An 18541-nucleotide genomic window follows, 5' to 3' on the forward strand; every position below is an offset into this window, starting at 1 on the left:
TCCGGGAGCGCTCCTCGCAGGAAACGCTCCGGTTACGACCCCTTGACACCGGTGAAGCCCCCAACCAGACTCTGCGACACCTGGGAGCGCTCCCAGTCGGGCTCCCAGCAGTGAGAGCGCTCATTCCCGTCAACAAGGTGGTTGAACACGTGAGAACGATCCGGAACGGCCTGGTCCTCGCACTGGGCATCACGATGACGGCGCTCGGCGCCACGGCCTGTGGCAGTGGCGGTGACGAAACCCCGCCGGCAGCGGCCCCCAACGAGCACGTGGACCTGACGCTGTCGACGTTCACCGAGTTCGGCTACGAGGCGCTCATCCCGGAGTACGAGCGGCTGCACCCCAACATCAAGATCACCCACCGCAAGACCGGCCAGGGCGGCCCCTACCACGAGGAACTCGTCACCAAGATGGCCGCGGGCTCGGGCCTCGCCGACGTGACGGCGCTCGAAGAGGGCCACCTGTCGGACTTCCTCGACAAGGGCTCCAAGTTCAACGACCTGAGCAAGATCGGCCCGGCCGACGCCTCCCCCGACCGCTGGCTGAACTGGAAGTACGAAGCCGCCAAGACCAAGGACGGCAAGCTGATCGGCTACGGGACCGACATCGGCCCGCTCGCCATGTGCTACCGCAAGGACATGTTCCAGGCCGCGGGCCTGCCGACCGACCCCGAAGCCGTGAAGCCGCTGTTCGCCACCTGGGACAGCTACTTCGCCGCCGGCGCCGACTACGTCGCCAAGACCAAGGGCAAGGCCTGGTTCGACTCGGCCGCGCAGAACTTCAACGCCATGGTCAACCAGCTCCCCCAGGGCTACATCGGCAGCGACGACAAGCTGGCCGTCGAGAGCAACCAGGGCATCAAGGACGCCTGGACCAAGGTCACCGACGCCGTCGCCAAGGGCGAGTCGGCCAAGCTCACCGCGTTCAGCAACGAGTGGAACACCGGCTTCAAGCAGGGCGCGTTCGCGACGAAGGTGTGCCCCGCCTGGATGCTCGGCGTGATCAAGGAGCAGGCCGGCCCGGAGAACGCGAACAAGTGGGCCGTCACCGCGGCCTTCCCCGGCGGCGGCGGCAACTGGGGCGGCTCGTACCTGACCGTCCCGACGCAGTCGAAGCACCCGAAGGAAGCCGCCGAGCTCGCGGCCTGGCTGACCGCCCCGGAGCAGCAGATCAAGGCGTTCCAGGCCAAGGGCACCTTCCCGAGCCAGGTCAAGGCGCTGACCGACCCCGCGCTGCTGAGCAAGACCGATGACTACTTCGGCGGCACGAAGGTCGGCGAGCTGTTCGCCGAGCAGGCCAAGAAGGTCCAGAAGCCGCAGTACAAGGGCCCGGGCGACGGCCAGATCCAGGAGAACGCGTCCAGCCCGGCCCTGCAGGCGGTCGAACAGGGCAAGTCGGCGGCGGACGGCTGGAACCAGATGGTCGAAGCCGCGAAGAAGATCACGCGCTGAGCCGATGACCGTCCTCGACAAGGTCGCGCCGGAAGGGAGCAAGGCCGGGGAGCGCACGTCTCCCCGGCCCACCTTCCGTCACCGGTTGAGCCGGTGGGACGTCAAGGTCTCGCCGTACCTCTACATCGCGCCGTTCTTCATCCTCTTCGGGATCGTCGGGCTGTTCCCGCTGCTCTACACCGCGTACGTTTCGCTGTTCAAGTGGGAAGCCGGCAGCGACGACCCCGACTTCATCGGCCTCGACAACTTCAAGGAGCTCTTCGCCGACGCGCAGTTCTGGAACGCGCTGACGAACACGATCAGCATCTTCCTGCTCTCCAGCATCCCGCAGCTCATCATCGCGATGCTCCTGGCGGCGCTGCTCGGGGCCCGGCTGCGCGGCGCGACCGGCTGGCGAGTGGGCATCCTGCTGCCCTACGCGGCCAGCCTGGTCGCCATCGGCATCATCTTCGCCAACCTCTTCGGCCCGAAGTACGGGCTGATCAACGGCGTACTGCAGACCATCGGGCTGGACCCGGTCGACTGGCAGGCCAGCCGGTTCGGCAGCCACGTCGCGATCGCGATCATGGTGAACTGGCGCTGGACCGGCTACAACGCCCTGATCGTGCTGGCGGCCATGCAGGCCATCCCCAAGGAGCTGCACGAGGCGGCGCTGATCGACGGCGCGGGCACGTGGCGCCGCTTCTTCAACGTCACGCTGCCGCTGCTGAAGCCGACGCTGGTCTTCGTCACCATCACCTCGACGATCGGCGGCCTGCAGATCTTCACCGAGCCGAAGCTGTTCGACGCCATGCCCGGGTCGAACAACGGCGGCTCCACCAACCAGTTCCAGACCGTGACGCTGTACCTCTACCAGACGGCGTTCCAGAACGCCGATCTCGGCTACGCCTCGGCGATCGCCTGGGTGCTGTTCCTGATCATCGTGCTCATCGCGCTGGTGAACTTCTTCCTCACCGGCCGGCTGGCGCGTACCCCGGCGGTGAAGAAGAAATGACGACACTCCAGAGTGACATTCGAAAAGCGGGGCTGCGACGGCGGGTCGCCACGCTCGGCAAGCCGCGCAAGGCGACCTACATCGTGCTGGCGATCTTCGTGCTCGGGTCACTGTTCCCGTTCTACTGGTCGTTCCTGGTGGCCAGCCGCGACAACGGGATGCTCACCGAGCGCATCCCGCCGTTCGTGCCCGGTGGCAACTTCTTCGCCAACGCGGCGCGGGTGTTCGACACCGTGCCGTTCTGGAAGGCGCTGGCCAACAGCGTCATCGTGTCCGGCACGGTGACCCTGACGACGGTGCTGTTCTCCTCGCTGGCCGGGTTCGCCTTCGCGAAACTGCGGTTCCGCGGACGCGACAAGCTGTTCGTGTTCATCGTCGTCACGCTCGCGGTGCCCACCCAGCTCGGCATCATCCCGCTGTTCATCGCGATGTCCGAACTGGGCTGGACGGGGACCCTGACGGCGGTGATCGTGCCCAACCTGGTCACCGCGTTCGGGGTGTTCTGGATGCGGCAGTACACAGTGGACGCTCTGCCGTACGAGCTGATCGAGGCCGCGCGCGTGGACGGCTGCAGCATGATCCGGATCTTCTGGAACGTCTGCCTGCCCGCGGTCCGCCCGGCGGCGGCGATCCTCGCGATGTTCACGTTCATGATGTCCTGGAACGACTTCCTGTGGCCGCTGGTGGTCCTGGACGCGGGCAACCCGACCGTCCAGGTCGCGCTGGAGAAGCTCCAGAGCGGTTACTACGTCGACTATTCGCTGGTGCTGGCCGGCACGACCCTGGCCACCATCCCGATCCTCATCGTCTTCGTCCTCCTCGGCCGCCAGATCGTGGCCGGGATCATGCAAGGTGCCGTGAAAGGGTGAACATGTCCGTACATCCCGACAGCGTTCGGGCGGAGACAGCGCTGATGTTCCCGCCCGGCTTCGTCTGGGGCGCCGCCACCGCGGCGTTCCAGGTGGAAGGAGCGACCACGGCCGACGGTCGCACGGACTCGGTCTGGGACGTCTTCGCACGCCGTCCGGGTGCGGTCGTGGGCGGCGACACCGGCGACCCGGCCGCCGACCACTACCGCCGGTACTCCGAGGACGTCGACCTGATGCGCCGGCTCGGCCTCGGCGCCTACCGCTTCTCGCTGGCCTGGCCGCGGGTGCGGCCGGACGGCGGCGCCCCCAACGCCGCCGGGCTCGCGTTCTACGACCGGCTGGTCGACTCCCTCCTGGAGGCCGGGATCCAGCCGTGGGCGACGCTCTACCACTGGGACCTGCCCCAGACGCTGGAGGAGCAGGGCGGCTGGACGTCGCGGGACACCGCGTACCGGTTCGCCGAGTACGCCGAGACGGTGCTGGAGCGCCTCGGCGACCGCGTCGCCAGCTGGTCGACGCTGAACGAGCCGTGGTGCGCGGCGATGCTCGGCTACGCGGGCGGCATCCACGCGCCCGGCCGCACCGACCACCCGGCCGCCGTCGCCGCCACGCACCATCTGCTGCTGGGGCACGGGCTGGCGATGGACGTCATCCGCCGGCACGCGCCGGGCGTCCCGGCCGGGATCACGCTCAACCTCTACCCCGTCGTGCCGCACGACCCGGCGAACGTCTCCGACGTCTCCGCGGCCCGGCGGATCGACGGCCTGCAGAACCGGCTGTTCCTCGACCCGGTGCTGCGCGGCGGCTACCCGGACGACCTGGTCACCGACCTCGAACCGTTCGGGTTGGGCGAAGTCGTCGAGCCCGAGGACAGCGCGATCATCGCGGCGCACGTCGACTGGCTGGGCGTGAACTACTACCGCGACTACCGCGTCGCGGGGCGCCCGGTGCCGGGCAGCGAGCCGGCGGGCCCGGAGTGGGTCGGCGCGGGCGACGTCCACTTCGTCCCGGACCCGGCGGCCCCCCGCACGGACTCCGGCTGGGAGGTCCAGCCGGCCGGGCTGACCGAGTCGCTGCTGCAGGTCCACCGGGGCTATCGCCGGGTGCCGCTGTACATCACGGAGAACGGCGCGGCCTACCCGGACGTCGTCTCCGAGGGCGGTGACATCGTCGACACCGACCGCGTGGCGTTCCTGGACTCCCACCTGCGGGCGGCGCACGACGCGCTGGCGGCGGGCGTCGACCTGCGCGGGTACTTCTACTGGTCGCTGCTCGACAACTTCGAGTGGGCGGAGGGGTACGCGAAGCGGTTCGGGCTGATCCACGTCGACTACGCGACCCAGGTCCGCACGCTGAAGCGCAGTGCGCAGTGGTACTCCCGGGTGATCGGGTTGAACGGCCTCGGCTGAGGTCCCGGTCCGGGCAGGCCACCGGCGCGGGTGGCCTGCCCCAGGTTCCCGGCCGGGCCCGAGGGATCCGGGCCCGGCCACCGGTCCACCTGCGCAGGCGAGCGGCCCGACAAACGGACGAGGACCCAGACCCTCCCGCACCCCGATCCGAAGCCAGAACACGGCCGGCAGTGCCGGGTCAAGGCATCTTTCCCGCCTTGACGCGGTGCTGCCGGCCGTAGTCACCATGACAGCTTCGGGGTGCCGAAGAGGAAACCGTCCCCGTCCACCCGAGGACGTGCATTCCGGCACCACCATTGACAGACTGACCGGTATGGGACTGCGCAGCGAAGCTTGGTTCAACAACCCCGCCGACCCCGGGATGACCGCGCTCTACCTCGAGCGGTACATGAACTGGGGTCTCACCCGGGAGGAGCTGCAGTCCGGCCGGCCGATCATCGGCATCGCGCAGACCGGCTCCGACCTGTCCCCCTGCAACCGGCACCACCTGCAGCTCGCCGACCGCACGCGTGAGGGCATCCGCGAGGCCGGCGGGATCGCCATCGAGTTCCCCGTGCACCCCATCCAGGAGACCGGCAAGCGCCCGACCGCCGCCCTGGACCGCAACCTCGCCTACCTCGGCCTGGTCGAGACCCTCTACGGCTACCCCATCGACGGCGTCGTCCTCACCACCGGCTGCGACAAGACCACACCCGCGTGCCTGATGGCGGCCGCCACCGTCGACATCCCGGCCATCGTGCTGTCCGGCGGTCCGATGCTCAACGGGTGGTACAACGGCGAGCGCACCGGATCCGGGACCATCGTCTGGAAGGCCCGCGAACTGCTCGCCGCCGGGGAGATCGACGACGCCGGGTTCATGGAGCTGGTCGCGTCGTCCGCGCCGTCGCCCGGGCACTGCAACACCATGGGCACCGCCTCCACGATGAACGCGCTCGCCGAAGCGCTCGGGATGAGCCTGCCCGGCTGCGCGGCCATCCCGGCGCCGCACCGCGACCGGGCGCGGATGGCCTACCGCACCGGGCTGCGGATCGTCGAGATGGTGCGCGAGGACCTCAAGCCGTCGGACATCCTGACGCGCGAGGCGTTCGAGAACGCCATCGTGGTGAGCTCGGCGATCGGCGGCTCGACCAACGCGCCCATCCACATCGGCGCGATCGCCCGGCACGTCGGCGTCGACCTGCCGCTGGCCGACTGGCAGCGGCTAGGCCACCACGTGCCGCTGCTGGTCGACCTCCAGCCGGCCGGGAAGTACCTCGGCGAGGAGTTCCACCGCGCGGGCGGCGTCCCGGCGGTGGTGCACGAGCTGATGCGGCACGGGCTCGTCCACGAGGACGCGCGCACGGTCAACGGCCACACGCTCGGCGACAACTGCCGCGACGCCGAGGCCGGCGACCGCGACGTCATCCGCACGTTCGACACCGCGCTCACCGAAGACGCCGGGTTCCTCGTCCTCCAGGGCAACCTCTTCGACGCGGCGATCATGAAGTCGAGCGTGATCTCGCCGGAGTTCCGGCGCCGCTACCTGGCCGGTGGCGTCTACGAGGGCACCGCGGTCGTGTTCGACGGCCCCGAGGACTACCACGCCCGCATCGACGACCCGGACCTCGGCGCCGACGAGCACTCGCTGCTCGTCATGCGCGGCACCGGGCCGCTCGGCTACCCCGGCTCGGCCGAGGTCGTCAACATGCGCCCGCCCGCCGAGCTGATCAAGCGCGGCGTGCACGAACTCCCGTGCCTCGGCGACGGCCGCCAGTCCGGGACGTCCGGATCGCCGTCGATCCTCAACGCCTCCCCCGAAGCCGCGGCGGGCGGCGGGCTCGCCGTGCTGCGGACCGGCGACCGGGTGCGGATCGACCTGGCCGCGGGCACCGCGAACGTGCTCATCCCGGACGAAGAACTCGCGCTGCGGCACAAGGAACTGGCAGAGTCGGGCGGGTATCCGGTCCCCGACTCGCAGACGCCGTGGCAAGAGATCCAGCGGTCGATGGTCGACCAGCTCTGCGACGGCATGGTGCTGCGGCCGGCGGTGGCGTACCAGCGGATCGCGCGGACGAAAGGCATCCCCCGCGACAACCACTGACGTTCACGGAAAACCGCCGCTTCGAACGGGAGCGGAACGGGTACCACTCACACAGCCGAGGCGAGGAGGCCCACCATGCTGCCGGATCGCGAACGCCACGTGCTGCGCGAAATCGAGCTGGAACTGCAGGCGAGCGATCCCGCGTTCGCCGCCGCGTTCGCCGGCCGCACGCAGCGCGAGACCCGGCGGTGGAACCTGCTGCTCGTGCTGTGTGACGTGACCGCGGTCGTCATGCTGGTCGTCGGCCTGTTCGCCCGCGACGCCGGGCTCGTGCTCTGGGGCACGGTCGGCGCCGGCGCGCTCGTGGCGTGGCACATCGCCCGCGCCGAGACGACCCGCAAGCCCGCTCCCGACGGCACGACCCCGGCCGCCGACTCCCACTGAGCCGGCCGAGCCGATGCGTCCACTGTGGACAGCCGGCGGCGGGATCCCGCCGCTCACGACGCCTTGAGCGCCTTCTCCAACTGGGCGCGCGTCATCTTCGACCGGCCCTTCACACCCTGCTCGCGGGCCAGCTTGTCCAAGTCGGCCTTCGACAGGCCGGCGAGGTCCTTCTTCTTGCCGCCGCCCTTGCGGTTCTTCACGCTGCGGGAGAGCGCCTCGAACAAGTCGACGACTTCGGCCGAGCGCTCCGGCTCCTCTTCGTGGGCGATCTCCTTGCCCTGTTCCTTCGCCTTGATCAGCTTCTCGACGCGCTCGGAGTACTCGTCGCGGTAGTCGCCGGGCTTCCACGGCGCCGTCATCTCGTCGACGAGCGCCAGCGCCATGTCGAGTTCCTTGGGCCGCGGCTTCGGGAGGCTGGGCAGCCCGCCCATGACGTCCTTCGGCTTCCGCAGGTCCGCGACGAAGTGCAGGGTGTTGAGCACCATGACGTCTTCGCCGGCGCGGACGGCCGCGAGGTACTCCTTGCCGCGCAGCACGAACTTCGCGACGCCGGCCTTCTCGCTGCGGTCCATCGCCTTCAGCAGCAGGCCGTACGCCTTGGCGAAGTCTTCCTTCGCCGGCTTGAGCCAGTACGTGCGGTCGTAGAACCACGGGTCGATCTCGTCGAGCCCGACGAACTGCTCGATGTCGATCCGCCGGGACCGCTCGGGGGCGATTTCGTCCAGCTCGCCGGGCTCGACGAGCACGTGGTCGCCGCCGCCGAGGTCGTAGCCCTTGACGATCTCGTCCTGGGTGACCTCGTCGCCGGTCCGCTCGTTGACCTTGCGGTTGCGGATCCGGTCCGACGTCCCGCGTTCGAACTGGTGGAAGTGGATCGTGTGGTCCGCCACCGCCGGGTACAGCTCCACCGGAACGGTGACCAGCCCCAGGCTCAGCGCGCCGCTCCACACCGGTCTGGCCATGTCTCGACCTCCTCACCGGCAGCGATACCCGCGTGACCGGTGCGCGAAACGCGGGCCGTAGCGGAGGGTGACGCGCCGGAGCCCGCCGGACCAGGTGGTCTCGGCGGGCTCCGGGTGAGTCGTGCGTCAGGCGACTTCGCTGCTGCTGCGGCCGCCGGACCGGTGCAGGCCCAGCATGTCGAGCAGCTGCGCGCAGTCTTCGGAGTCCTTGGCGTTCGCCGCGACGGCCAAGGCCGCCTTGCGCCGGGTCGCGGCCTGAGCCGGCGTGTCCCCGCCCTCGAGCAGGAGGTCCGCCACCGGTCGCAGGTCGTTCCGCTTGTCTCGCATGTTCGCTCCCCTCCGGCAATCCCCGGTCATCCCTGTCCCCGGCCGGTTACCCGGCCTCATCCCACCAAACACAAGAGGCACCGAGCGGGTTCCCGGAGACAGCCGACGCTAGGCCGAACGAGTGATTTCACCGGGTTCTGACCAGAGAACCGGCAAGGTATGTGAGACCCACGTCACACCAGGAGGCCGGATGGGCACCCAGCTCCGCATCAGCCGCGAGGACGGATCGCTGCCCTGCGAAGTCTGTGGCTTCCCGACGTTGCACGTGGCCCAGGTCGTGGCCGACGACGGGACCGTGCTCGGCCGGACGCTGGTCTGCACGACGTGCCAGCGCGGCAGACACCGGCCCGAGCCGGTGCCGGAGACCGAGGCACCCCCCGACGAGGTCCCGACCAGCTAGCCGTACCCGGACAGTCGGCTCACGTACCCAGAGAGTCGGCTCGCGTACGCGGAGGGTCGGTTCACGAACCTGGAGGGTCGGTTCACGAGCCGACCGTCCAGGTACGCGAGCCGACCGCCTGGGTACGCGAGCCGACTGTCCAGGTACGCGGGTGTCACGCTTTCGTGGTCGCTACCGCCTCCACGAACTCCGCGGCCACCTCGTGCAGCTTCCGGTTGCCGTCCTGGGAACGCTTCACCAGCCGCTGGAACGCCTCCTCCGCGGTGATCCGGTGCGCGGCCATGAGGATCCCCTTGGCCTGGTCGATCACCGCGCGCGTCTCGAGCGCGCGGTTCAGCTGGTCGATCAGCTCGCGAGCCGCGAAGTACCGGCGTGCGCTGCGCAGGCCGAACACCACCGTCGCCGTGTACAGCTCGAGGATCTTCGTGCCCAGCTCGCTGAAGCCGTGCTCGCCGAAGCCGAACAGGTTCACCGCGCCGGACATGTCGCCGTCCACGGTCAGCGGCGCGGCGAGGAAGCTCGCCACGCCCAGCTGCTCGGCCTTCGACACGAACTGCGGCCACACGTCGCCCACGGCCCCGACGCCGACGCGCACCGGCTGCCCGGTCTCGGCCGCGCGCAGGCACGGGCCGTCCCCGATCCGGTACTGCTCGCGATCGAAGTTCACCGCCCGCTGGTCGGTGCTGGCCACGGTTTCCGGCAGGCCTTCGCGTACCAGGGTGATGCTCGCCATGTCGGCCCCCGGCACCACCTGGACCACGTGGTCGCAGACCGCCTGCAGCATCTGGCCGAGGTCGAGCTCCGAGTCCAGCATCGAGGTGAGCGATTCCATCGCCACCGTGACCTCGTCCAACCGCGCGGTGAGCCGTTCATCGCCGCCCGTCATCCTGGTGACGCCCCTCTTCTCGGTGCTCAGGGCGCTCTCAACCAGGGAGGACCCGGGCGCGCGCCACTAGTGGGCCGCTAGCGCTTTAACGGGTCCAGCGCGAGATTACTGCATCCCGCTCGGGGCGGGCACAAGCGGTCACCGCCCCGGCGGGCCATCCGTCCGTTCGGAGCAACGACGGTTGCGAACGGCTCGCACACAGTTAGTCTTTTGCCATCGGTTCAGCACAGCAGCCGGCTCGGAACACCCTCGAGCGCGGCGCTGCGGCCCCGCGCCTACCAGGACGGCGGCGAACCGGCGTGAAAGTCCCCGGACCGAGAAATCCCCTCCTGCGGCTGCGCACGACGTGGCCCGCTCAGCGCGCGGTGCTGGTCACCGCACGCGGCGCCCTTGACTCCGCGACGGCCGGCGATCTGGCCGCGCTGGTCTCGGACCGCCTCTGGGCGGTCCCCGAGCGGCTGACCATCGATCTGTCCGAAGTGGACTTCCTCGGCGTGGCCGGCGTCCGGGTGCTGCTGCACGCGGCGCTGCAGGCCGAACAGAACGGCACGGACCTGCAGGTGGTGACCGGGACGAACCCGATGATCCGCCGCGCCCTGCGGGTGACGGAGGCCGACCGGCGCCTCTCGCTCGCCACCCTCCGCCCGGAGCCCGCACCGGCCTGAGCCGCGGCGGCGGGCACGTCGTCACCCGTCCGATTCCGCTGCTCATCGCCCGGTCGGGACGTTTACCGGGTGATCGACCGGGTACCCGACCCGTGAGCACGAAGGGAGCCGTCATGCCTCAGGCCTGGAGCAAGAAGCGCGAGCGCCAGTACGAGCACGTCAAGGACTCGGCCGAGGACCGCGGCGTCGGCCCCGAACGGGCCAAGGAGATCGCCGCGCGCACGGTGAACAAGAACCGCGCGCAGGCGGGCGAGTCCCGCGAAGCCAGCAAGACCTCCCTCGACGACAAGTCCCCGCAGCAGCGCGGCGGTGAGCGGTCCGGCAACCGGAAGGGTCCCGGCGGCCCGACGAAGGACCAGCTCTACAACGAGGCCAAGAAGCGGAACATCGACGGCCGCTCGACGATGACCAAGCGGGAACTCGAACGGGCGCTCGGCCGGTGACCGATCCGGAAATCCCTGGCCACGAAGTGTCGTCGTTCGCCCGGATGGGTAGTACCTCCCGCATGGAAGAAACACGAGGCGGCAGCTCGCACAGCGCCAAGCCGACGCTGGAAGAGCTGCTGGAGGAACTGGTGGAGCTGCGCCTGCCCGCCATGGCGGAGCAGATCCCCCTCGTCCGGATGCTCACGCACGGCGTGGTTTCGCGTGCGGACTTCGGGCTGGACGCCATCGCCGACGCCAAGATGGCCGTCGACGAGGCCTGCGCCCAGCTCGTCCAGCTGGCCGAGCTGGGTACGCAGCTGCACTGCCGCTTCCGGCAGGGGCCCGACGGCCTGCACGTGACCATTTCGACCCGGTCGACCGACCCGCGTCCGCCGAGCGACCGCACCTTCGGCTGGCACGTGCTCACCACGCTGAGCCAGTCCGTGACCGCGCACTGTGACGTCCTGCCCGGAGGAGGCGCGGGCATCGTCACGATCGAACTGGTGCTCAACCCGGGAACGAGCGCGTGAGCGGCGAGCGCAAAACCCTCCTCCACCGCCCGGACGAATATGCCCACTGCGAACCGCTGTTCGAGGAGCTGGGCACCTTCGGCCCCGACGACCCGCGCCGCGAGGTCGTCCGCGGCCGGCTGGTGACCGAGCTGCTGCCGCTCGCCGAGCACATCGCCACCCGCTTCTCGGGCCGGGGCGAGCCGCGCGAGGACCTGGTCCAGGTGGCCCGGATCGGCCTGATCAACGCGGTCGACCGGTTCGACCCCGCCCGCGGCCACGACTTCCTGTCCTTCGCGGTACCGACGATCATGGGCGAGGTGCGGCGGCACTTCCGCGACACCGGCTGGTCGGTGCGGGTCCCGCGGCGGCTGAAGGAACTGCACCTGTCCCTGAGCCAGGGCTCGGCGGCGCTGTCGCAGCGCCTGGGCCGCGCCCCCACCCCGACCGAGCTGGCGGAGCACCTGAGCCTGGACGTCGACGAAGTCCGCGAGGGGCTGCTGGCCGGCAACGCCTACCAGGCCCTGTCCGTCGACAAGCCGGTGCACGACGACGCCGAGGCGCTGTCGCTGGCGGACACCATGGGGGAACCCGACCACGAGATGACCATGGTCGAGAACCACGAGGCCCTCCAGCCGCTGCTCGAGGAACTGCCGAAGCGGGAGCGCGCGATCCTCGTGATGCGCTTCTTCGGCGGGCTGACCCAGACCCAGATCGCCGACCGCGTCGGCATCTCCCAGATGCACGTCTCCCGGCTGCTGTCGCAGACCCTGGAGCAGCTGCGCGGGAAGCTCACCGGCGAAGGCTAAGGCCGGGCTCAGCCGAGCCAGCCCGGCCGCCCGCCCTTCCGGAGCCGCCGCCACTCCCCCGCGAACCGCTCGCGCAGCCTCGCCGCCGTCTCGGCGTCGCGCTCGTACAGCATCCCGAACGTGAACGTGTGCTGCCCTTCGGCGTGCCCGGCGATGGTGAGGTGGTGCAGGACGTCCCGGCCGACCGTGGTGTCCTGGTGTTCGCCCAGCGTGCTCTGGACGGCCTTGACGTTCTTGCGCCACTCCCGCAGCTTCTCGCCGTAGACCGGCTTGACCGTGTCCGCGGCGTAGCGGGCCCGCTTGGCCTTCTTGCGGACCTCGTGCAGGGCCGTCTCGAGCTCGAGGCCGTCGAGGCCGCGTGCCGCCGCTTCGGCCCGGCGCAGCTTCTCGGCCGCCTTGCGCAGCGGCTTGCGCAGGGCGGACTTCGCGGGCTTGCGCGCCCGGCCGGTCAGCGGCGGATCCGTCACCACCGCGTCCAGCGCGCGCAGCAGGTTCCGGTACCGCTTGCCCTCCAGCGCTGCCAGCGCGCGGGTGCGGCCTTCCTCCGCCTCGCGGGCGAAGTAGCGGGTGAGGTACTGGCGCAGCGGCCCGAACACCAGCTCGGACGGGACGTCGTCGAGCTGCTCGCGCAGCCGCTGCTCGCTCACCTCCGCGTCCCGGGCCGGCGCCAGCTCCTGCCCGAGCCACTTCAGCTCGGCCGCCAGCGGCCCGGGGACGTCCACAATGGACTCGAACGTGCGCAGTGCGCTGCGCAGCTTCCGGGTCGCGACGCGCATCTGGTGCACCGAGTCCTCGACGTCCAGGCGCACCCCGACGTCCGCCCGGCGCAGCCGGGCGTAGTGCTCGCGCAGCGACGTCACCACGACCTCGCCCGCCTTCGGCTTCTTGCGGCCGTGGGGCGGGGCCGGCACGCGGTCGCCGATCAGGCGCCGCAGCTTCGACGGCCACGGCGACGCCGAGGCGCCGGCTTCCGCCAGCGCCCGGTCGAACTCCTCGAGCCGGCCAGGGTCGGTCGCGGGGTCGAGCTCCAGCTCCAGCTCACGCCATTCGTCGAGCCGCGCGCTCTCCCCGCCGGCTTCCCCGGTCACGTGGTCGTCGGTGAGGATCGCGACGGTCCGGCCGTCGCCGTCGGCCAGCCGGTGGGCGAACCGGTCGGTGCGCAGGTGCGCGATCGGCACCAGCTTCTCCCCCAGGGTGTAGGCGCGCACGAGCCGGCGCAGGCGTCCGGGGACCTTGTTCGGGTCGCCGCCCAGCGGCAGCTGGAGCTCCTGCCGTTCGTCGGCGGAGACGGGCAGCTTGAGGTGCCAGCCGGCGTCGTGCCCGCCGACGCGGCGCCGCAGCGTGATCCCGCTCCGGGCCAGCCGGAAGGTCCCGGTGTCGTAGTAGGACGCGTCGAGGATGTGCTCGACCGGGTCGTCCTGGACCGCGACACCCGCGACGCCGACGAGCCGCGGCACCCCGCTGCCCGCCTCGATCTCGTACTTGCGCTCGCGCTCGATCACCGACGACGGCGCTGCCATGATCATCCTCCTCGAGGGACGGTTGCCCTGACGGATACCCGGCGCACGCCGGGCCACACGGGATTCGGCGGCCGGGCAGCGGGTATCCGTCCGGGAAACCCGAGTCCGGACCAGGAGCGTGCATGACCGACAGCCGGCCCGCAACCGATCTGACCACCGTCCTCGCCGGCGACCACCGGGGGCTCGACCGGCTGTGCACCGAAATCGAGCTCGGCCAGGGCAGCCCCGAGAACCGCAAGGACCTCGCCGACCACCTGATCGCCGAGCTCGTCCGCCACGCCGTCGCCGAAGAGCCCTTCCTCGACGGCGAGGGCGACCTCGCGGAGGCGGAGGGCCTGATGCGCGAGCTGGAGGGCGTGGGACCGCAGGAGACGCGGTTCGAGCGCCTGCTGAGCGCGCTGGTCCGCGCCGTGCGGCGGCACGTCCACGACGAGGGCCCGGAGGCCGTGCGCCGGGTCCGGCTCACCTGCTCGCCCGACCGGCGGGCCGAGCTGGGCGAGGAGGTCCTGGCCGTCCGGGGCGCCGCGGCGACGCTGCCGCACCCCGACCTGTCCGACCGGATGCCGCAGGCCGACCAGCTGTGGCCGGGCCCGGGCTTCGTCGACCGGGCGCGGGCCGCGCTGCGCCGCGCGGCCGGCTGACCCGGGTGCGCGCCGCCATCGGGTTGAATGGGGGTCCATCCCCGGAGACGACGGAGAACCATGAGCATCGGTGAAGACGAGTGGGCGCTGGAACGGGCCCGGTTCGGCCAGGACGGGGACCAGCCTCCCGGCCTCCTCGCGCGGCAGTTCGCCGACCTGACGCGCAGGCTGCTCGACGTGACGCCGACCGTCGGCGGCGTGCTCAGGCTGGTCGTCGGTGCCGCGAGCTCGCTCGTCCCGGACGCCGACCTGGTCAGCGTCACCCTCCGGGAACCCGACGGCAAGTACCACACGCCGGTGGAGACCGATCCCGTCGCGGTGCGGCTGGACCAGGTGCAGTACGACCACGACGAAGGACCGTGCGTCGAGTCGGCCCGCCCGGACGGGCCGGCCATCGCCTGGTCGCAGGACCTCGCGCACGACCCGCGCTGGCCGTCGTTCGGCCCGGCCACGGCGGCCCACGGCTACCACTCGCTGCTGGCGACGGCGCTGCTGCCCGACGCCCGCCCGCCGCGGCGCTCGGGCGCGCTCAACATCTACTCGAGACGGCCGGGCGCGTTCGACGGGCCGTCGATCGACCTGGCCCTGCTGCTGGCGACCCACGCGTCCCTGGCGCTGATGCACACCGAGGCCGTGCTGGCGGCCGAGCTGGAGACGGAGCACCTGCGCCGCGCGGTCGAGAGCCGCGACGTGATCGGCCAGGCGAAGGGCATCCTGATGCAGCGCCGCGGCATCACCGCGGACGAAGCCTTCGACGTGCTGCGCCGCGCGTCCCAGGACCTGAACGTCAAGCTGGCCGACGTGGCCCGGACGCTCGCCACCCGGCACACCGAGATGGACCTGCCGGCGGACCACTGAGCAATACAGCCGAAGGGCGGCACTTCCGCACGGGAAGCACCGCCCTGGGACCGAAACCGGCTACGAAGCCGAGTACGGGGACCGGTTCTCCAGCGACGGGCTGACCTCCGGGTAGGTGCCCGGCTGGCCCGGCGCCGGCGTCACCGTCGGGCCCTGCGGCTCGGGTTCCACCCGCTGCCGGGGACCGCGCTGGACGACCGCCTCGACCTCCTGCTCACCGCGGATGCGGGACAGCGCGGCGATCGTGATCGCGTGGGCCAGCGCCAGGATCAGCAGCAGGACGCCCACGCGGGCGACGACACCCGTGATGCCGACGCCGATGTCGATGGTCGACACGAGCGCCAGGACACCCAGGGTGCCGAGGTGGAACAGCACCGTGACCAGGCGGGTCATGGAGGAACCCGCCTCCGGGTCGCCGTAGGAGTTCTCGAGGTAACGGCGGCCGCTGCGGTAGATGATCTGCCCGTCGATCAGGACCAGCACCACCCCGATCACGAGAAACGAGAGATACGCGTTGGTGCTCATGCCGAACGCTCCTTCCGGGGGGACCTCTCCGGGTGAGGTACCCGGCCGGTAGCGGAGGGAAACTCCGCGGTCACCCCGTGAAGGTGTCGGGATCCGGCCCGGTGCGCCGGCCGTCGTCGAGCTTGCCGATCGCCGTCATGTCCTCGTCGTCGAGCTCGAAGCCGAAGACGTCGATGTTCTGCTTGATCCGCTCCGGCGACGACGACTTCGGGAACACGATGTTCCCGAGCTGGATGTGCCAGCGCAGCACCACCTGCGCGGCGGTCCGGCCGTGCTTCTCGGCCAGGTCCGCCAGCACCGGGTCCTCGAGGACCTCCGCCTGAGCCAGCGGGCTCCACGCCTCGGTCGCGATGCCGTGCTCCCGGTGGTAGGCGCGCAGCTCGGTCTGCTGCAACGCCGGGTGCAGCTCGATCTGGTTGACCGCGGGCACCGTGGAGGTCTCTTCGGCGAGCCGGTCGAGGTGGGCGGGCTGGAAGTTCGAAACGCCGATCGCGCGGGCCTTGCCCGCCCGCAGGATCTCTTCGAAGCCCCGCCACGTCCGGAGGTAGTTGTCCTTGTGCGGCAACGGCCAGTGGATCAGGTACAGGTCGACGTAGTCGAAGCCGAGGCGCCGCAGGCTGCCCTCCAGCGCGGTGATCGCGTTGTCGTGGCCGTGCGCGTCGTTCGCCAGTTTCGTCGTGACGAACACGTCTTCGCGCGCGACCCCCAACTCCGCGATGCCGGCGCCGACACCCTCTTCGTTCCGGTACATCTGCGCCGTGTCGATGTGGCGGTAGCCGGCCTCCAGCGCGGTCCGCACGGCCTGGGCGGTCTCCTCGGGCGGGATCTGGAACACGCCGAACCCGAACTGCGGGATCCGCACGCCGTTGGTCAGTTCCACGGCCGGGACGTCGGGGGAAATCATGTGTGCGGCCTACCCGAGGTCCCCGGACGCGAAACACGGCGGGCGCGAGCCTTTCTTCCGTATCACCCGATCGTGTGGCGGACCGGGCAAACCCGGCGTGGTTGACCTCCGGTGGACCGGGTACACGGCGATCAGGCAAGGAGGTGTTCGTGATCGAAGAAGTGAACGAGAAGCCGCCGGCCGACCGGTCGGTCGGCGAGCTGGTGACGGACCTGACCGGCGAGGTCAAGCGGCTCGTCCGGGACGAGCTGCGGCTCGCGGTCTTCGAACTGCAGCGCAAGGGCAAGAAGATGGGCCTCGGCGCCGGGCTGTTCGGCGCCGCGGGCCTGTTCGCGCTGTTCGGCGCCGGCACGCTGGTCGCGGCCGCCGTGCTGGCGCTCGCGCTGGTCGTGCCCGGCTGGCTGGCCGCGGTGATCGTCGCGGTCGTGCTGTTCGCGGCCGCCGGGATCGCCGCGCTGGTCGGCAAGAAGGAGGTCACGCAGGGCGTGCCGCCGGTGCCCGAAGAAGCCATCAGCGGCGTCCGGCAGGACGTGGACACCGTCAAGCAGGGAGTGCGCACATGAGCGGGGACTTCCCGAAGAACGCCGAAGAGGCGCGGCTCGACCGGGACGCCACCCGGGAGGAGCTGACCGAGACCCTGGACGCACTCGGGCAGAAGCTCGACGTGAAGAGCCGGGTCAAGGAGAACGTCGACGAAAAGCTCGACCAGGCGACCGCGAAGGTCGCCGACGTGACCAACGAGCCGACCGCGGTGAAGTTCCGCCAGGGCGCCGACGTCGTGCGGAGCAACCCGGTACCGGTCTTCGCCGGCGTGCTGGGCCTGGTGATCGTGATCCGGCTGATCCTGCGACGGGGGAGCAACTCGTGAACAAAGTCGTCTACAAGCCGCTGAGCTGGGGAGTCGGTGCGCTCGGCGGCCTTCTCGCCGGCCAGGTGTTCAAGCAGGTCTGGAAGCGCGCGGCCGGCGAAGAGGACGCGCCCGACGCCATCGACCGCGACTACACCTGGGCGCAGGTGGTCATCGCGGCCGCGGTCCAGGGCGCGATCTTCGGTGCGGTCAAGGCCGCGACCGAACGGGCCGGTGCCGTCGGGTACCGCAAGGCCACCGGTGACTGGCCGGACTGAGCCGAGAGTCCACAGTGGACGGCGGGAGGCGGGATCGCCGGGCGGTCACGCCTCCCGGCCGGGCTCGGGCACCGGGGTCAGCTCCGCGAGCGCGGCACCGACCCGGGAGTGGATCTCCAGCAGCACGTCCGCGCCGGTGGCCTCCAGCGAGCGCGTCACGGCGTGGCCGCCGACGACGACGGCGATCCGGGTGCGGGCGTTCGCCTCGAGCAGGGACCGGACGCCGGCGCAGCTGAGGAAGGCGACCCGGGTCAGGTCGACCACCAGCCGCTCGCCCGTGGCGAGGGCCTCGTCGAAAGTTTCGACGGTGGCCGCGTCGATGTCACCCACCAGAGTGACGACGCGGATCCCGCCCGGTCGTTCGGTGGCGGTGAAGGTCAAGCCGGACGGTTCGTCGATCGTGCGAAAGCAGTGCATGGCGCTCCCTATCGCGGCGTGCAGGGGCGCTGACCGGAGCACGTGTCTGAACAACAGCCAACACCCTGACCGTACGCCCCTGGGCCCCCAGGTCAACCCCGCGGGTCACTGGGCCGCGAGATCCGAAGGGTGCGTGGCCAGCGGGGTGACCTCGATCTTCATGAACGGGTACAGCGGCAGCGCCGCGAGGATTCCGTGCAGCTCGTCGTTCGAAGCGACGTCGAAGACGCTGAAGTTGCTGTAGCGCCCCACGATCCGCCACAGGTGCACCCACACGCCCGCGCGCTGGAGCTCCAGCGCGCGGGCCTTCTCGGCGACGACCCGGTCGGTGACGTCGAGCCCGGGCGGGATCGAGACGTCCATCCGCACGTGGAACAGCAT

24 protein-coding genes are annotated in these 18541 nt (G+C 70.7%); 16 read left to right on the forward strand and 8 right to left on the reverse strand.

Going from position 1 to position 18541, the window contains the following annotated elements; genetic code table 11:
* The first annotated feature begins 149 nt into the window (after nt 1-149).
* The 6 genes from QSK39_RS16860 (at nt 150) to QSK39_RS16885 (ending at nt 7187) form a co-directional block, all read left to right on the forward strand.
* Complete coding sequence (locus tag QSK39_RS16860) at nt 150-1451, forward strand: ABC transporter substrate-binding protein (protein WP_285478682.1); 1302 nt, start codon at nt 150-152, stop codon at nt 1449-1451.
* Nucleotides 1452-1455: 4 nt separating this feature from the next.
* Nucleotides 1456-2445 carry a carbohydrate ABC transporter permease gene (locus QSK39_RS16865; protein ID WP_285478683.1) on the forward strand — a complete coding sequence of 330 codons (990 nt, stop codon included), beginning with the start codon at nt 1456-1458 and terminating at the stop codon, nt 2443-2445.
* Entirely contained in the window at nt 2442-3314 is an 873-nt protein-coding gene (locus QSK39_RS16870; RefSeq protein WP_285478684.1) for a carbohydrate ABC transporter permease, read from the forward strand. The genes QSK39_RS16865 and QSK39_RS16870 overlap by 4 nt, the downstream gene beginning before the upstream one ends.
* Entirely contained in the window at nt 3311-4723 is a 1413-nt protein-coding gene (locus QSK39_RS16875; RefSeq protein ID WP_285478685.1) for a GH1 family beta-glucosidase, read from the forward strand. Before QSK39_RS16870 ends, QSK39_RS16875 begins: the two co-directional genes overlap by 4 nt.
* A gap of 313 nt (nt 4724-5036) precedes the next feature.
* On the forward strand, nt 5037-6803 hold the full coding sequence (locus QSK39_RS16880) for an IlvD/Edd family dehydratase (RefSeq protein WP_285478686.1): 1767 nt from the start codon (nt 5037-5039) through the stop codon (nt 6801-6803).
* A gap of 75 nt (nt 6804-6878) precedes the next feature.
* Entirely contained in the window at nt 6879-7187 is a 309-nt protein-coding gene (locus QSK39_RS16885; RefSeq protein WP_285478687.1) for a DUF3040 domain-containing protein, read from the forward strand.
* A 53-nt stretch (nt 7188-7240) separates the two neighbouring features.
* On the opposite strand, the gene ku is transcribed toward QSK39_RS16885, so the two are convergent.
* Both ku and QSK39_RS16895 read right to left on the reverse strand, forming a co-directional pair.
* Complete coding sequence (gene ku / locus QSK39_RS16890; protein WP_285478688.1) at nt 7241-8149, reverse strand: non-homologous end joining protein Ku; 909 nt, start codon at nt 8147-8149, stop codon at nt 7241-7243.
* A 126-nt stretch (nt 8150-8275) separates the two neighbouring features.
* The gene (locus tag QSK39_RS16895) at nt 8276-8476 is read right to left on the reverse strand and encodes a hypothetical protein (RefSeq protein ID WP_285478689.1); all 201 of its coding nucleotides are present in this window, start codon (nt 8474-8476) and stop codon (nt 8276-8278) included.
* A gap of 190 nt (nt 8477-8666) precedes the next feature.
* On the opposite strand from QSK39_RS16895, the gene QSK39_RS16900 reads away from it, so the two are divergent.
* Nucleotides 8667-8876, forward strand: a complete 210-nt coding sequence (locus QSK39_RS16900) for a hypothetical protein (protein WP_285478690.1) — start codon at nt 8667-8669, stop codon at nt 8874-8876.
* Nucleotides 8877-9030: 154 nt separating this feature from the next.
* Here QSK39_RS16900 and QSK39_RS16905 read toward each other — a convergent pair whose 3' ends face one another.
* Nucleotides 9031-9762: a GAF and ANTAR domain-containing protein gene (locus QSK39_RS16905; RefSeq protein ID WP_285478691.1), complete on the reverse strand. Its 732-nt coding sequence runs from the start codon at nt 9760-9762 to the stop codon at nt 9031-9033.
* A 299-nt stretch (nt 9763-10061) separates the two neighbouring features.
* On the opposite strand from QSK39_RS16905, the gene QSK39_RS16910 reads away from it, so the two are divergent.
* The 4 genes from QSK39_RS16910 to QSK39_RS16925 all read left to right on the forward strand — a co-directional run bounded on the left by QSK39_RS16910 (nt 10062) and on the right by QSK39_RS16925 (nt 12170).
* The gene (locus tag QSK39_RS16910) at nt 10062-10427 is read left to right on the forward strand and encodes an STAS domain-containing protein (RefSeq protein ID WP_285478692.1); all 366 of its coding nucleotides are present in this window, start codon (nt 10062-10064) and stop codon (nt 10425-10427) included.
* A 113-nt stretch (nt 10428-10540) separates the two neighbouring features.
* Nucleotides 10541-10870: a plasmid stabilization protein gene (locus QSK39_RS16915; RefSeq protein ID WP_285478693.1), complete on the forward strand. Its 330-nt coding sequence runs from the start codon at nt 10541-10543 to the stop codon at nt 10868-10870.
* A gap of 62 nt (nt 10871-10932) precedes the next feature.
* Nucleotides 10933-11382, forward strand: a complete 450-nt coding sequence (locus QSK39_RS16920; protein ID WP_285478694.1) for an ATP-binding protein — start codon at nt 10933-10935, stop codon at nt 11380-11382.
* Nucleotides 11379-12170, forward strand: coding sequence for a SigB/SigF/SigG family RNA polymerase sigma factor (locus QSK39_RS16925; RefSeq protein ID WP_285478695.1), 792 nt, complete (start codon nt 11379-11381; stop codon nt 12168-12170). The genes QSK39_RS16920 and QSK39_RS16925 overlap by 4 nt, the downstream gene beginning before the upstream one ends.
* 8 nt (nt 12171-12178) lie before the next feature.
* On the opposite strand, the gene QSK39_RS16930 is transcribed toward QSK39_RS16925, so the two are convergent.
* Nucleotides 12179-13690, reverse strand: coding sequence for a CYTH and CHAD domain-containing protein (locus QSK39_RS16930; RefSeq protein ID WP_285478696.1), 1512 nt, complete (start codon nt 13688-13690; stop codon nt 12179-12181).
* A 122-nt stretch (nt 13691-13812) separates the two neighbouring features.
* Here QSK39_RS16930 and QSK39_RS16935 point away from each other — a divergent pair, with 122 nt between their 5' ends.
* Together QSK39_RS16935 and QSK39_RS16940 are read left to right on the forward strand one after the other, a co-directional pair.
* The gene (locus tag QSK39_RS16935; protein ID WP_285478697.1) at nt 13813-14331 is read left to right on the forward strand and encodes a hemerythrin domain-containing protein; all 519 of its coding nucleotides are present in this window, start codon (nt 13813-13815) and stop codon (nt 14329-14331) included.
* Between the two features lie 60 nt (nt 14332-14391).
* Entirely contained in the window at nt 14392-15189 is a 798-nt protein-coding gene (locus tag QSK39_RS16940; RefSeq protein WP_285478698.1) for a GAF and ANTAR domain-containing protein, read from the forward strand.
* Nucleotides 15190-15249: 60 nt separating this feature from the next.
* On the opposite strand, the gene QSK39_RS16945 is transcribed toward QSK39_RS16940, so the two are convergent.
* A complete protein-coding gene (locus tag QSK39_RS16945) occupies nt 15250-15714 on the reverse strand; it encodes a hypothetical protein (protein WP_285478699.1) in 465 nt (154 codons plus the stop codon).
* 70 nt (nt 15715-15784) lie between these two features.
* A complete protein-coding gene (locus tag QSK39_RS16950; protein WP_285478700.1) occupies nt 15785-16618 on the reverse strand; it encodes an aldo/keto reductase in 834 nt (277 codons plus the stop codon).
* A 149-nt stretch (nt 16619-16767) separates the two neighbouring features.
* On the opposite strand from QSK39_RS16950, the gene QSK39_RS16955 reads away from it, so the two are divergent.
* Genes QSK39_RS16955 through QSK39_RS16965 form a run of 3 tightly spaced genes read left to right on the forward strand, consistent with a single transcriptional unit; the run spans nt 16768 to nt 17743 of the window.
* Complete coding sequence (locus tag QSK39_RS16955; RefSeq protein ID WP_285478701.1) at nt 16768-17181, forward strand: phage holin family protein; 414 nt, start codon at nt 16768-16770, stop codon at nt 17179-17181.
* Nucleotides 17178-17486, forward strand: a complete 309-nt coding sequence (locus QSK39_RS16960; RefSeq protein WP_285478702.1) for a DUF3618 domain-containing protein — start codon at nt 17178-17180, stop codon at nt 17484-17486. The genes QSK39_RS16955 and QSK39_RS16960 overlap by 4 nt, the downstream gene beginning before the upstream one ends.
* Nucleotides 17483-17743: a DUF4235 domain-containing protein gene (locus QSK39_RS16965; protein WP_285478703.1), complete on the forward strand. Its 261-nt coding sequence runs from the start codon at nt 17483-17485 to the stop codon at nt 17741-17743. Before QSK39_RS16960 ends, QSK39_RS16965 begins: the two co-directional genes overlap by 4 nt.
* Before the next feature lie 45 nt (nt 17744-17788).
* Here QSK39_RS16965 and QSK39_RS16970 read toward each other — a convergent pair whose 3' ends face one another.
* Both QSK39_RS16970 and QSK39_RS16975 read right to left on the reverse strand, forming a co-directional pair.
* Nucleotides 17789-18160: an STAS domain-containing protein gene (locus QSK39_RS16970; protein WP_285478704.1), complete on the reverse strand. Its 372-nt coding sequence runs from the start codon at nt 18158-18160 to the stop codon at nt 17789-17791.
* A 105-nt stretch (nt 18161-18265) separates the two neighbouring features.
* Nucleotides 18266-18541 carry a muconolactone Delta-isomerase gene (locus QSK39_RS16975; protein ID WP_285478705.1) on the reverse strand — a complete coding sequence of 92 codons (276 nt, stop codon included), beginning with the start codon at nt 18539-18541 and terminating at the stop codon, nt 18266-18268.

Origin of the sequence: Amycolatopsis sp. NBRC 101858 (genome assembly GCF_030269325.1) — a bacterium.
Classification (GTDB): Bacteria; Actinomycetota; Actinomycetes; order Mycobacteriales; family Pseudonocardiaceae; genus Amycolatopsis; species Amycolatopsis ponsaeliensis.